Origin of the sequence: Niallia sp. FSL W8-1348 (assembly GCF_038006745.1) — a bacterium.
In the GTDB taxonomy this organism is placed as follows: Bacteria; Bacillota; Bacilli; order Bacillales; family Cytobacillaceae; genus Niallia; species Niallia alba.
The window spans coordinates 1675215-1689054 of sequence record NZ_JBBOVV010000001.1; the positions used below are offsets into that span (position 1 = coordinate 1675215).

Here is a 13840-nt window from a genome sequence, read left to right on the forward strand (position 1 = left end):
TATGAAAATTCATGATTTCATTTATGGATCTTTTCACTTAGAACCAGTCCTAGCAGAATTAATACATACTCAGCCCCTTCAGAGGCTGAAAAAGATTCACCAAGGCGGCGCAAGTTATTTAGTAAATCCAAAGTGGAATGTAACACGATTTGAACATTCTGTAGGTGTCATGCTATTGATTAAAAAATTAGGTGGTTCTATAGAAGAACAAATAGCTGGCTTGCTGCATGATATTTCCCATACAGCTTTTTCTCATGTTATAGATTTCGTTTTAGATAATCCAGAACAGGACTTTCACGACCAAATATTTGAAAAAGTAATTCAATCGTCAGAAATACCTTCTGTTTTACAAAAGCATGGATTTAATATCTTATCTATATTGCCTATTGAGAAATGGTCCTTATTAGAACAACCTCTTCCTTCGCTGTGTGCAGATCGCATCGATTACACGCTTCGTGATTTATCTACCTATAATATGATTTCTTTAGACGATGCTTGTAAATTTGTAGATGAATTAAGAGTGGTTGACGGTAAAATTTGTTTAAAAACAATTGAGGCAGCAGAATGGTTTGTTAAAGCTTACTATACTGAGGTAGTTGACTTCTTTCTTCACCCATTAAATGTATATGGATATGCCATACTAACGGATATATTAAAGATCGCAATAGCCAAGCAGATTATTCATTTTGATGACTTATTATCAGATGATGAAACAGTTTGGAAGAAGTTAATTGACAGTAAAGACCCTGAAGTGCTAAAAAAAATGAAAGATATAAGTAAAAAGGTAATAAATGATGAGAGAAATTACGACATACACCAAAAGAAAAAGGTTCGGATTATCGATCCCTTTGTGCTGGTAGGGAACGCCCGAATGAAGAAAGCAACAGAGCTCTCCACCAAAGTAAGAGAATTAAATCAGTATGCTCTAGAAAAGTCCTTAAAAGGAACATTCCTTAGAGTTCTTAATACTTAGTAAAAAGAAAAGAGGCTGGGACAAAACCCTCCTCTGAACCGAAAAAGCCGGTGACATTTTACGACGAGTAAAATGTCACCGGCTTTGTTTATTTTTACATTAAAATAAGGACCACTTCTGATAAAATAAAGTTACCACACAAAATCTTATCGGAAAGAAGGGTCCTTATGTTTAAAAATTATAACATGAATCAAGTGGTTTTGCCTTTAGATTTAGAAATAAAATTACAAGAAAATGATATTGCCTTCGCCGTTCATCATCTCGTTGAACATATTCCAGATGAAGCCTTTGCCGGCTTCTTACAGAAAACGGGGTGTCCTGCTTACCATCCACGCATGATGATGAAAATCATTTTATGTGCCTACACACAGTCAGTTTTTTCAGGAAGAAAAATTGAAGCGCTTCTCAAAGATAGTATACGTATGATGTGGCTAGCTCAAGGTTACGAACCGAGCTATCGGACAATCAATCGATTTCGTGTTCACCCAGAAGTTCAAGTGCTTCTTCGTGAGTGCTTTGTCCAGTTTCGATGTCAACTTATTCAAGAGAACGAGATTGATAATGAAGCAATCTTCATTGATGGAACGAAGATTGAAGCAAATGCCAATAAGTTCACATTTGTCTGGCGCAAATCAATCGAAAAGTATAGTGCGAGCCTCTTGGAGAAATCAACCCAGCTGTATGACGAACTAGTAGAAAGAGAAATTATTCCACAGATCGAACGAGAAAGTTCGGACGAACTTTCTGTTGAAGAATTATCTCTAATCACTAAAAAATTAGAAGAAAAGGTTGAAGAGTTGACAAAAGAAATTGAAGCAAGTGAAGATGCCGATGAACGAAAACAACTGCGATCAAGCAGAAAAGAACCGAAGAAAGCGTATAAGCAATTTCAAGACTTTGTGAAACGTAAGTTAAAGTATGAAAAAGACATGGAGATTTTTAACGAACGGAATAGTTATTCAAAAACAGATCATGATGCCACGTTTATGCGTATGAAGGATGACTACATGAAGAATGGCCAACTGAAGGCGGGGTATAATGTGCAAATTGCGACAGAAGATCAATATACACTTGCTTACGATGTCTTTTCAAATCCAACGGACACACGAACACTTTGTCCGTTTCTTGACGCAATTGAACATCACTACTTCGAACTCCCAAACTATATTGTCGCAGATGCGGGATATGGAAGTGAAGAGAATTACCTCGATGTGCAGAACAGAAAGCGTACGCCTCTTATCACATATAGTATGTATCGAAAAGAGAAGAAAAAACGCGTTAAGAATGACCCATTTCAGACAGCGAATTGGGATTATCATGAAGAAGATGATTCCTTTACTTGTCCCAACGGGAATAAGTTGACGTTTCGTTACAAATCGCATCGCACAGACCGTTACGGATTTACAAGGTTATTCAATGTGTACGAATGTGAAGACTGTTCAGGTTGTCCTTTTCGTTCACAATGTACGAAGGCGAAGGAAGGAAAGAACCGAAGAATCCATTATAACGAAAAGTGGGAACAACAAAAGAAAAGCATTCAACAGCTGCTTTCAGAAGAAAAAACGGGTAAAATCTACGGAAAACGTAAGATTGACGTAGAACCAGTTTTTGGATATCTGAAGGCTAATTTGCGTTTCACTCGAATGTCCGTAAGAGGCAAAGAGAACGTGAAAAACGAATTAGGGTTTGCGTTCATGGCGGTGAATGTACGAAAGTACATCGCCTCCAGCGTAAAATGTGCATAGACCAATCAAACAGATCAACAAAAAAGGGTTCTCATCATCAAAATGCGATGATGAGAACCCTTTTTCATTATTTTTGGCTAGTTATGTCCCAGCCTCTTTTTAAATGCCGATAATTGTAATTGTGGTAACTAGGGATGACTAGTTTGAAAGATTATTAATTAGCAAATCCTTAGTCTTTTCTAGGTAGTTTTCAGCACTTTTATTATCAATTGGTTCACTCCAAGTAAAACCGTCGCCTTTGTATCTAGGAATGATATGAAGGTGGTAATGGCCCAATTCATTAAACCTTCCACCATTTGCACAGGTAGTAACGCCGTGTGGCTTAAACACTTTTTTAATTAGCTTTATCATATTTACTGTAGCTTTATTTATCTCTATTTGTGTATCTATATCTATCTCATCAATATCGTGAAAGTGTTGCTTTGGTAATATTAATAAATGCCCTTCATTAAAAGGAGCGATATCTAACGTACAACAAATATGTTCGTTCTCATAAATAATATGTCCAGGAGGGACCAATCCTTTAGCAATCTTACAGCCTAAGCATTCATTCTTTTTCGTCATTTGCTTATCTCCCTATATGTAAAAATTAAGATCCTCTTTACAGTTCTTTTTTTTACTATGAAATCCTTTATAAAACGTAGAACAAACAGGGAAATCTAGAAGGAAAAAAGAAATAGTTGATAAGAGATTTTGATTGATAAAGGGGATTAATTATGGTTATAGAAAAGTTTTTGAGTGAAATTCCATTACTAGAAACCCAAAGTCTTTTATTAAGAAAGATAACATTAGATGATGTTGACGATATATTTGAATTCTCTTCTGATATAGAAGTAGCTCATCATATGACTTGGGAAGCTAATAGAAACAAAGAAGAAACGTTGAATAACTTTGTAAATGTAGTTATTGAGGGATATAAGAGGGGACAATCTGCAGATTGGGCAATTGTCCATAAAGGAAGTAACAAGGTTATTGGCACATGTGCTTTTGTAGATTGGTCTAATCAACATAGTAAGGCAGAAGTTGGTTATGTCTTAAACAAGAATTACTGGGGATATGGATTTGCAACTGAAGCTCTTAGCGAATTAATTAAATTTGGCTTTGAATGCATTAGTCTGAACAGAATTGAAGGTGGATGTGATATTGACAATATTGGTTCAGAAAATGTTATGTTGAAGGTAGGAATGAAATTTGAAGGCATTTTAAGAAAAAATGAATTTATTAAAGGTAAATTTCGTGATACAAAAATTTTTGCGATTTTAAAAGAAGATTTTTATTCCTAGAACATGACTTATAGTAACTAACCTTGTATATTCTATCAGTCCCAGAGGATTCTAATTAAGATTATAGAATTTACTACGGACAAAGACTAAAAGGTTAAAGGAGAAAATAATGAGAGTAAGGGAGTTTCAGACAGGAGACATACCTCAATTGGTGCATTTAATGGATCAGCTTGGCTATCCGACTTCTTTAGAAAAGCTAGAGGGTAGATTTAGTAAAATCCAGTCTCAACCTAATTATTATACATTAGTAGCTGAACTGAATAACAAGGTAGTTGGAATGGTGGGACTATGTCATAACTTGTTTTATGAGTATGATAGCTCCTATGTAAGAATTGTCGCTTTTATTGTAGACCATAGACGTAAAGGAATTGGCCAGAAATTAATGAACGAGGCAGAAAAATGGGCGATAGGACAAGAAGCAACTTATATTATGTTGAATAGTGGAAATAGAGAAGAGAGAAAGATAGCCCATAAGTTCTACCTTAATATGGGCTATAAAGACAAAAGTACAGGCTTTTCAAAGCCATTAGGTAAACGAATTATTAAAAATGGAAAAGACCTTAAACTTTAAGGTCTTTTTCTTACATGTGCGGTTGATCATAGCTGCTTTTAATAGTTGATAAAAGTAAAATATATACATGTACATAGTAAGCCCCCATTCAAACAACGCATATAAACACGCAGCACCTTCTGGTACGATACATGTATGAATCAAAGGAGGTGCATGTCTTATGCCACAACAAAAATTAACGATTGTCCCCGTCACACTACACCCAGATACTAAACATTCTTTATCATCCACTTCTTCAAAAGATCCTTCAATAAGCATTTGCACGATCAAAACGGCAAACGCGGAAATATCCTTCTATGGCGGCGTAGGTGAGCACGTTATCCAAACCGTTATGAGGGAGTTGAAACATCTGTGAAATACGATTATACAAGTGTGAAAAATATCTACATCATTTGCGGAAAGACCGATATGCGAAAAGGCATAGACGGGCTTGCCACACTGATTCAAGATTCTTTCGAACTTGATCCATATGGCGATTCCATTTTCTTATTTTCAGGATGGAGTAAAGATCGCTACAAATGTCTGTATTTTGATGGCGATGGCTTCGCCATGCTTTATAAGCGTTTAGATAGTGGAAAACTTCAATGGCCAAAAGATGAAAATGAAGTACGTAATCTTTCACAACAGGAGCTCCGATGGTTACTTGAAGGGTTATCCATTCAGCAACCAAAAGCCATTCAACCATCACTAAAAGGCGCGTTCTAAAATCGTTCAAGTTGGTACTTTTATCTTTATTTCACTATTCAAACTGATTATAATAGGAGGAACGAAACTGAACGGAAAGTAGTGAATGTTGTGTCGAACGCTTCTTCTAATAACAAAAGTAAAGATGAGAAATTAATTCGACTGCTTGAAGAACAATTAGCTCATTCGAATCAACAAAATAAAAAGTTATCGAAAAAGTTGGATCAATCATTGAAACAGATTGAATCGTTGACGCAACAACTTCAACATTTAACAAAACTCTTATATGGCTCTAAAACAGAAAAATCCAAATACAATACGCCCGACGGGCAAGTGTCCTTATTTGAGGATGACCCGTCTTTTACTGATTCTGAGCACACAGAAGAACAAAGCCAACAGACGATTTCTTATACTGTTGTTCGAAACATCCAGAAGAAAAAGAGAAATGATTCATTGCGAGATGATGTAGAAATAGAAGCGATCCATCATCATCCAGACAATACCATCTGTGACTGTTGTCAACATCAAATGGTTGAAATCGGCGGAACGGTTGTCCGTGAAGAAGCTACATTTATTCCCGCAAAAATGATGAAAGTACAGCATATTGAACATGCCTACGAATGTAGGAACTGCAAAAGTGATGCATCACAATCCGCACAAATTAAGCGTGGAAAAGCACCACAGCCACCGATTCAACGTAGCATCGCAAGCCCTAGCGTGCTTGCGAAAGTCATCTATGATAAATTTGCGCAATACTTACCCCTTTACCGCCAGGTCAAGGAATGGTCACGTTATGGTCTAGATACGAATGATAAAAATCTTTCTAATTGGGTCATACATGCAGCACATGATTGGCTACTACCTATTTATGAACGAATGAAAGAGTTGATGATGTTTAAGTCTGTTCTACATGTCGACGAAACGTATTCCCAAATTATTCATCGTTCTGATGGGAAATCTGGTCAATCCAATGCCTATAACTGGGTATATCGAAGTGTGCCAAGCCAAGGTCCCTTGATTATTCTATTTCAAAGCTCTTTATCACGGGCTCGGTCCGTCCTTGAAAGTTTCACGGAGGGGTATTCCGGTACAATTATTTGTGATGGTTACTCTGCCTATGATAAGATTGGCGGAATTACCTTCGCAAATTGTTGGGCACATGTTCGTCGTTATTGGTTGAAAGCCGACAGTAAGAATGGCCAAGTTGGTGTGAAGTATTGTGATGAATTATATCGACTAGAAAGGAAATTTAAACATTTGTCTCCGAGCAAGCGCAGAAAAAAACGCCAAAAATACTCGAAGCCAATCGTTGACAAATTTCTTAACTGGATTGAAACATCACCATTCTACGGAAAAAATGCCCTCGCAAAGGCAGCTGAATATACGTTGAATCGAGCAAATGGGCTTAGAGCATTCTTGAACGATGGCCGCATTGAGATTGATAATAATCCAGCCGAAAACGCCATCCGCCCCAATGTCATTGGTCGAAAAAATTGGCTCTTTAGTGTTAGTGAAGCCGGTGCAAAAGCGAATGCCATCTGTTTGAGTATCGCAGAAACTGCAAAAAGTAATGGCATTGATTTCTATGAATATATAAAGAAACTTTTGACGGATCTACCGAATATCGGCATCCATCAAAATCCTGAAATTCTAGATCAATACATGCCTTGGTCTAAAATGATTCAAGCAACATGTAATAGAAGATAGATGAGGCCGTATTTTTGATAAAAAATCATAAAAATACGGCTATTTATCATGCGTACCATGAAGGTACGCTGTTTTTTATTTCGGGCTTACTGTACATATTTAAAATATAGTATTAGGTTATAATGGGTCTGGTCAAAAGGTAAGCAAAATAAAAAGCAACCTCGACAATTGGCAAGCGAGGTTGCTTTTTATGCTCGTTGAAGAATGAATGCTACAACGACTAAATTATATCATATTTTACCAATAAATATATATTTTTCTTGTTTTTGCATATGTATAAAAGGAGCGCTTTTTATACATTCTTTCTTCAACCACACACCTGAAGATCATCGTCATATCAACGGTGTATAAAAAGCTGCATACTCAAGCAAAAGAATCCTTAGCTGAACCCTACTGCCGCAAGGGTTCTTTTGCTTGCTTGGTTCCTTTAAGAGACTTTATGTAAACTAGCTTTGCATACTGTATACATTAAGAATTCACTTGTTTTTTATAAGTTAGAAGTGAAAATACAATAAAGGAACTGATTAAAATTGATGTAATATGTGTATCTAAATATAGTTTGTGTTCTACAATCAATGTAATAATTGGAGAAAGTATTATAGCAATGAGTATATAAAGTAAGAGCTTTAAAAAGAATTTTGAGGATCTGAATTTATTTTCAATTAAAGCATAGCTCGGTACTAATAAAATATATAATACGGCTCCTAAACCCATAATAAAAAGTACTGAACTAACGGAGAAAAGCCCTTCTAAATATGAGGCCCTCTTACTATTAAAAAAATCACTAATTAAAAGTGAAAGTCCAATTAGAACTGTTGTGATGAATACGGATGAAATTGGTCTATTCTTCATAAAAACACCTCTCTTATGATAATATATTCCAATTATACACTTGTTTTTAAGCCAAAGGGAGAGAGTGTGAATTATATAAGACTGCCTAGAATGCGGATTATGTTAACTAAATATGTATAAAGTATACATATTTAAAACTATAAAGGTTTTTTTTGAAATGAACAGAATTATATCATTGTAATTAGTACAAGGCGGTGATTAAAATGAACCTTTTTCAACAATTAGTCGATTCTATACATAGAATTTCTAAAAAACAATCTACACTTTTATTAGGAATTGATGGCTGTGGGGGTTCTGGAAAAAGTACATTAGCTGAAAAGTTAAAAGAAGAGTTTGCTAATGTGACCATTGTTCATATGGATGATTTTTATCTTCCTTCTAACCAAATTATAAATACTCATCCAACCAAAAAGCCTATTGGTGCAGACTTTGATTGGGAACGTTTATTAAATGATGTGCTAAAGCCAATTAGTCAAGAAATAGAAGGACGATATCAGCGATATGATTGGGAAAAGGATGATTTAGCAGAATGGCATGTAGTGCCTATCGGCGGAATTGTCATCATTGAAGGCGTATATTCAACTCGTAGAGAATTAAAAAATAAATATGATTTTACTGTTTGGGTTGATTGTTCGAGGGAAATAAGGCTAGCTAGGGGAATTCAAAGAGATGGAGATGCTTCTAGGAACATATGGGAAAATAATTGGATGATTTCTGAAGATATCTATGTAAAAGAACATGAACCCAATAAAAGATCAGACTTTATTATACCTGGAACTGGAAAGGATAGAGGATAACTTGATAGTTATCCTCTTGTTTACTGTTTGAGTGCCGATAAGGCACATTATGTTAACTAACTTTGTATATCGTATACAGATATACAAACAGTATTTCTCTAAAAAACATTCCAAAATTTGATAGAATTAATCTATTCAGATTTCATTGAACTTAAAAGGGGAGAAATATATGTTTGAAGAAAAGGTAGGTATCATTACAGGTGGGACATCGGGGATTGGTTTAGCTACAGCAGAATTATTGGCAAAAGAGGGTATGCATGTTGTTATTGCCTCTAGAAGTATTGAAAAAGGAGAAGAGGCCCTTTCCAGGTTAAAAAAGTGGTCTCCCAAATCGATCTTTATTAAAACGGATGTAACTAATAGTCAGGATGTCAAACAGCTTGTTAGCCAAACATATTCCACATTTGGGAGCATAGATATTGCTTTTAATAATGCGGCCAACACAGAGGCTTCTTCTAATGCTACACATCAGTTCAGGGAAGAAGATTTTGACCATTTAATTAATGTTACGTTAAAAAGTGTATGGCTTTGTATGAAATATCAGTTACAAGTAATGACAAAACAAAATAGTGGCGTCATCGTTAATACATCTTCTATGGATGCACTCTTATGTTCTGCAGGAACTGGTGTGTATGCTGCAGGAAAAAGTGGGGTTATAGCTTTGACGAAATCAGTTGCTCAAGAATATGGTCATCAAAATATAAGAATTAACTCCCTTTGTCCTGGTGCATTTCGTACATCTATGCTAGAAGAAAAATTCTCTATTCTATCTCCAGAGGAAAAAGTAAAGCTAAATGAATCCTATCAGAAGTTAAATGCATTAGGTAGAATTGGTGATCCATTTGAAGCAGCAAAAGCTGTAAAATGGCTTCTTTCTGACGATGCATCTTTTGTTACGGGTCAAAACATTATTGTAGATGGTGGAATCGGGTTTAAAATTGAATAACTTTGTAGAGTTATCAATTGATTTTATCACTACCTATAAATGGTTTTATGTTAACTCAAAGTGAACATATATGTGCAGTTGTAGAAAACATCGTGTTCAAAAGAATGAACACGATGTTTTAATGATTTTTTCAATTTGTGTCTTTTAATCTCATAACTTTTCCGTCTGCACTTAGTTCTACTTCGTATCTAATTTTAGATATATCTTTCCATTCACCTCTTCCAAAGAATTGAGGATTTAATAAGAAAACGCCTGTTTCTTTTTTTATTAGAATATTCTTTTTGGTTAACTGATTAACTGCATTAGTTACTGATTGTTGTTTAATCCCTAAATTCTCAGCTACAATTCGTTTATATCCTGAGTTAATAATGATAAATTGGCCTTTATTTGCATAAGTTACGCCCTTTATAAGCTCGTATAATACTTTACTTATCCATCCTTGTATTTCTGCTAACACAACAATATTGTCGAGATATACTTTTATGTAGTCTGGTTCTTTTCCGTAGTTAAAAGAAACACTTGTCGTTTCTTCCGTTATTTCTCCGTTCATATGGCTCTTTTTTACAATTTTAGCATAACGACATTGTAAATATAGTAAATTTTTGTTTAATTGTTTTAGATTTATACATATTCCTAGTCCCAAATGATGAACTTGAGTACAGAACATATCCCATTAAATTGAAAGATAATAAGGGAAGCATCAGAAAACTGCAGTTTTCCTGATGCTTCCCTTATTATCAAGTTTCCACTTGTAATTCATTCATCTTGGTAATCAACTTAAATCAATGTATCTGAGAATATAAATAGGATTCCCCCATAACGTTTAAAGGACATTTGTAAAATAAAAGCCGATGATTACTTAGCGTAGGAATCATTGGGTTTTATTTTGTTGAAATTTCTTAGCGTATGTTTTGCGCTTTTCGTTGGTAGGACCCCTTTTAGGACATTATTTTTCTTAAATTCCTTTGTCACTTCACTTAAATACACAGTATTCCATACGCTTATTGCATTAATTAATATATTTAATGCACTAGCTCTTTGTAGTTGATCTTGTATCCCACGTTCTCTGAATTCACCACGTTTACCAAAAAATAAAGCTCTAGCCAATCCATTCATGGCTTCTCCTTTATTTAGTCCACGATGTATCCTTCTTCTTAATGTTTCATTCGTAATATAGTCAAGAATAAAGATTGTTTTTTCAATTCTCCCAATCTCTCGAAGAGCTGTAGCTATTTTATTTTGTCTTGCATATGAACCTAATTTCCCCATGATTAATGACCCAGAAACTCTTCCTTCTCGAATTGAATGTGCCAGCCTTAAGACATCATCAAAATTCTCTTTAATAACGTTTGTGTTAATCTTGCCCCGAAGTATGCCTTTTATGATTGACGAAACGCCATATGATCAATGGTTACCAGAGATTCATAAAGATATTATCTTATTTTCAGATGAAGCGGTAGCAAGTTCTTTTAATAGCACCCAATACAAAAATATTGAATCGTTTAAAAACTATAATACAAATGGAAATATTCATAAGCTTGCATTAGATTATCACTATGAGGAACCATTTCAAAGAATTCTAGGGTTAGATGAATTTGACCTCATACGATTAGCACATTTAAGGGAATATCTTAATATTCCAGGGCAGGGCTTATTAAGTGCAACTACTTATCGTGATAAATTACTTATGAAAAAGCATCTTGATTATCATAATATTGCTATCCCAGAATATAGGGAATTAAAGTCTCCCATTGACTTAATTGAGTTTATTGAGGAATACAAATATCCGGTAATTGTTAAGCCTAGAAATCTAGTTAGTTCAATGGGGATAGTTTTAATTAGAAGTGAATCTGATTTACAAAAATTTTTAGAAAATGATTTCGAAAAAAATATGATGGTGGAAAATTATATTGAAGCAAAATTATATCATATTGACGGTCTAGTAAAAGACGGTGAATTAATGTTTGTTTGGCCATCTGCTTATTTGTCCCTGAATCGCTGTTGGTTAAATGATGGCTTCACTTCTAGTTACATGCTTGAACCAAAAAATCCAACTTTCAATAAATTGATTGATTATACCAAAAAGGTACTAAAGGCTATGCCTTCACCAGATATTTTCACTTTTCATTTAGAGGTTTTTGAGGAGAATAACGGAAAGTTATTAGTTTGTGAAATTACAAGTAGAACTGGTTTAGGAAGAGTAAATAAAATGCTTGAAGAATGTTGTAGCATTAATTTAAATCGCTCTGTTTTAAGGTTACAATGTGGACTTGAAGAAAATGTGAAACCAAAATTAAATAATTTAGGCGGATGGATTCTTTGCCCTCCTAAATGGGGGAAGTTGGTTAAAATCCCTACTAATATACCTTTTGATTATATCAAAGACTATCAAATACATGGACAAATAGGGGATTCTTATACAGGCGGAGATTTTAGCGGTGATAAAATAGCAAGTATGATTTTAGTGGGAAAAGATGAGGTTGAACTTAGAAAAAATATGAATGAGGCCTATAAGTGGTTTGAAGAGCATACCATTTGGTCAAAAGACTATACTACCTCTACTGATCTAACAAAATTCCCCTTGTTTAAAGTCTAATACTTATATCTAAACTAAATAAGAAGGATGCTAAAGTTTTTTTAGCATCTTTTTGTCTTTGTATACTGATTGCAAATGCATATTGAAAACAATTTATTTTAAACATAATAACAAATGAACCAATTTATATAATCGAATCAATTTCATAAATTAAATCCTTAGAGCCACAAGCTATCAAATGTACGAAAAAAGGAGTACCTCCCCAAAATGTCGAAATAAGTAAGCACCACACAAACTTATAAGACTGGAGGAAGACTCCCTATGACTATTATACGACAAGGAAGCCTATTTGACCTACAAGAATTATATAATTTAGAACCTACCCAACGTTTTGAAGCTATTTTTTCTTCTATTGATATAGACCCAATCTTCGCTGTGGTAACGAAGAAATCACGTTTTGGAAGACCCGTTAAGTTGAACTATGCAGCGATGATTTATTCACTCGTTGCTAGAATCACAGAGCGTATTTCATTTATTAAAGATTTAGTGAAAAGATTACAGAATGACATGATTTTTCGCCTTGATTGTGGCTTTTTAGTGTCAGATACTATTCCGTCAGAAGCAGCTTATTCCAGAATGGTCACAATCCTCAGTGAATCGAATGTACTTGAAAAAGTCCAAGGAACCTTGCTTCATCAAGCGATTTCAGAAGGTTTTATTTCCGATGACACAGTAGCCATTGACGCTACACACTTTCTCGCAAAAGATGGAGCACCACCAAAGGAAGAACAACCGAAAAGTGAACCGAAAAAGCGTGGGCGTAAATCAAAAGAAGAATATGAAAAATGGCTCATTGAAAAGGCGGAACTGGAAGCCAATCTGCCTCTTTTTGATAAAAAAATCGAAGATCAGTTAGACATTCCTTTAGCCGACCTTCGAGCTGAAATTCCTCAAGATCCACAGTGGGGTGTGAAGAAAAACAGTGAAGGAAAAAACGTTTTTTGGTATGGATTTAAAGCTCATTTGGCTGTTGGAACATCCAGTCAATATATTCTTCAATCCCTTCTTTCTTCGGCCAACTTGAATGACGGAAAGGCTGCGATTCCTTTATTAAAAGGAATTCATGAACGAATATCGCTTTCTTCTTTACTCTATGAAACAATGGACGCTGGTTACGATTTTGAAGCCATTTATACGCAAATACATCGAATGGGTCATCGAGCTGTGATTGCTTATAATAAACGCAATGAACCAGAACCAATTGGTTTTGATAAGCATTTCGCTCCTACTTGTGTCCGTGAACATTCCTATCGCTATGATAGCTTTGAAGTAAAATATGAAACACTAAAATACACACGTCCAAACGAATGTAAAGACTGTCCACTAGCCAATGATGCTCTATGTCAAAAGGTGTATAAAGTAAAAATCACTACAGATTTAAGAAAATTTACAGCGCCAGCACGTGGATCTCAAACATGGAAAAAAATCTTCAAAAGACGCACGGCGGTAGAACGTGTGAATGCTTATCTTAAGGGATATTTCCAATTAAACAATGTTCGTTATCGTACAGGAAAAAAGGCTAAAGTCCATTTTGACCTCGTTACGTTAGTTTATAATGCTTCAAAATTAGCTGCAGACCGTCTTAATCAAATGTTAAATCAACAACAAGTTGCTTAATCAAAGTAAAAAAATTAAAAGGAATTAAATTCTGCAAGTTTTTGATTTTTTAAAAGTTAGACTTATGAA

13 protein-coding genes and 1 pseudogene are annotated in these 13840 nt (G+C 34.9%); 11 read left to right on the forward strand and 3 right to left on the reverse strand.

Annotated features, from left to right (window positions below; all coding sequences use genetic code 11):
• Window position 1: 1 nt before the first annotated feature.
• Together NST60_RS07895 and NST60_RS07900 are read left to right on the forward strand one after the other, a co-directional pair.
• Window positions 2-973, forward strand: a complete 972-nt coding sequence (locus tag NST60_RS07895) for an HD domain-containing protein (protein WP_025911953.1) — start codon at window positions 2-4, stop codon at window positions 971-973.
• Window positions 974-1140: 167 nt separating this feature from the next.
• Window positions 1141-2718: an IS1182 family transposase gene (locus NST60_RS07900; protein WP_224427701.1), complete on the forward strand. Its 1578-nt coding sequence runs from the start codon at window positions 1141-1143 to the stop codon at window positions 2716-2718.
• Between the two features lie 138 nt (window positions 2719-2856).
• On the opposite strand, the gene NST60_RS07905 is transcribed toward NST60_RS07900, so the two are convergent.
• Window positions 2857-3282, reverse strand: a complete 426-nt coding sequence (locus tag NST60_RS07905) for an HIT family protein (protein WP_061786470.1) — start codon at window positions 3280-3282, stop codon at window positions 2857-2859.
• Between the two features lie 152 nt (window positions 3283-3434).
• Here NST60_RS07905 and NST60_RS07910 point away from each other — a divergent pair, with 152 nt between their 5' ends.
• From NST60_RS07910 to NST60_RS07940, 7 genes are all read left to right on the forward strand, one after another.
• Window positions 3435-4001 (forward strand): GNAT family N-acetyltransferase, encoded by a 567-nt coding sequence (locus tag NST60_RS07910; RefSeq protein ID WP_061786471.1) that lies wholly within the window; start codon window positions 3435-3437, stop codon window positions 3999-4001.
• A gap of 109 nt (window positions 4002-4110) precedes the next feature.
• On the forward strand, window positions 4111-4572 hold the full coding sequence (locus NST60_RS07915) for a GNAT family N-acetyltransferase (RefSeq protein ID WP_169187812.1): 462 nt from the start codon (window positions 4111-4113) through the stop codon (window positions 4570-4572).
• Between the two features lie 160 nt (window positions 4573-4732).
• Window positions 4733-4927, forward strand: a complete 195-nt coding sequence (locus tag NST60_RS07920) for a hypothetical protein (RefSeq protein WP_025908917.1) — start codon at window positions 4733-4735, stop codon at window positions 4925-4927.
• The gene (gene tnpB, locus NST60_RS07925) at window positions 4924-5277 is read left to right on the forward strand and encodes an IS66 family insertion sequence element accessory protein TnpB (protein ID WP_139367959.1); all 354 of its coding nucleotides are present in this window, start codon (window positions 4924-4926) and stop codon (window positions 5275-5277) included. Before NST60_RS07920 ends, tnpB begins: the two co-directional genes overlap by 4 nt.
• Window positions 5278-5367: 90 nt before the next feature.
• Entirely contained in the window at window positions 5368-6963 is a 1596-nt protein-coding gene (gene tnpC / locus NST60_RS07930) for an IS66 family transposase (protein WP_169189603.1), read from the forward strand.
• Between the two features lie 1055 nt (window positions 6964-8018).
• Entirely contained in the window at window positions 8019-8612 is a 594-nt protein-coding gene (locus NST60_RS07935) for a uridine kinase family protein (RefSeq protein ID WP_169187811.1), read from the forward strand.
• Window positions 8613-8781: 169 nt separating this feature from the next.
• Window positions 8782-9558, forward strand: coding sequence for an SDR family NAD(P)-dependent oxidoreductase (locus tag NST60_RS07940; protein ID WP_169187810.1), 777 nt, complete (start codon window positions 8782-8784; stop codon window positions 9556-9558).
• A gap of 130 nt (window positions 9559-9688) precedes the next feature.
• On the opposite strand, the gene NST60_RS07945 is transcribed toward NST60_RS07940, so the two are convergent.
• A complete protein-coding gene (locus NST60_RS07945) occupies window positions 9689-10108 on the reverse strand; it encodes a replication/maintenance protein RepL (RefSeq protein ID WP_061786475.1) in 420 nt (139 codons plus the stop codon).
• A 386-nt stretch (window positions 10109-10494) separates the two neighbouring features.
• A pseudogene (locus NST60_RS07950) lies at window positions 10495-10941 on the reverse strand (Tn3 family transposase); the annotation flags it as partial.
• 1 nt (window position 10942) lies between these two features.
• On the opposite strand from NST60_RS07950, the gene NST60_RS07955 reads away from it, so the two are divergent.
• Entirely contained in the window at window positions 10943-12154 is a 1212-nt protein-coding gene (locus tag NST60_RS07955) for an ATP-grasp domain-containing protein (RefSeq protein ID WP_224427707.1), read from the forward strand.
• Between the two features lie 261 nt (window positions 12155-12415).
• Window positions 12416-13771 carry a transposase gene (locus NST60_RS07960; protein ID WP_016205203.1) on the forward strand — a complete coding sequence of 452 codons (1356 nt, stop codon included), beginning with the start codon at window positions 12416-12418 and terminating at the stop codon, window positions 13769-13771.
• Window positions 13772-13840: the final 69 nt, after the last annotated feature.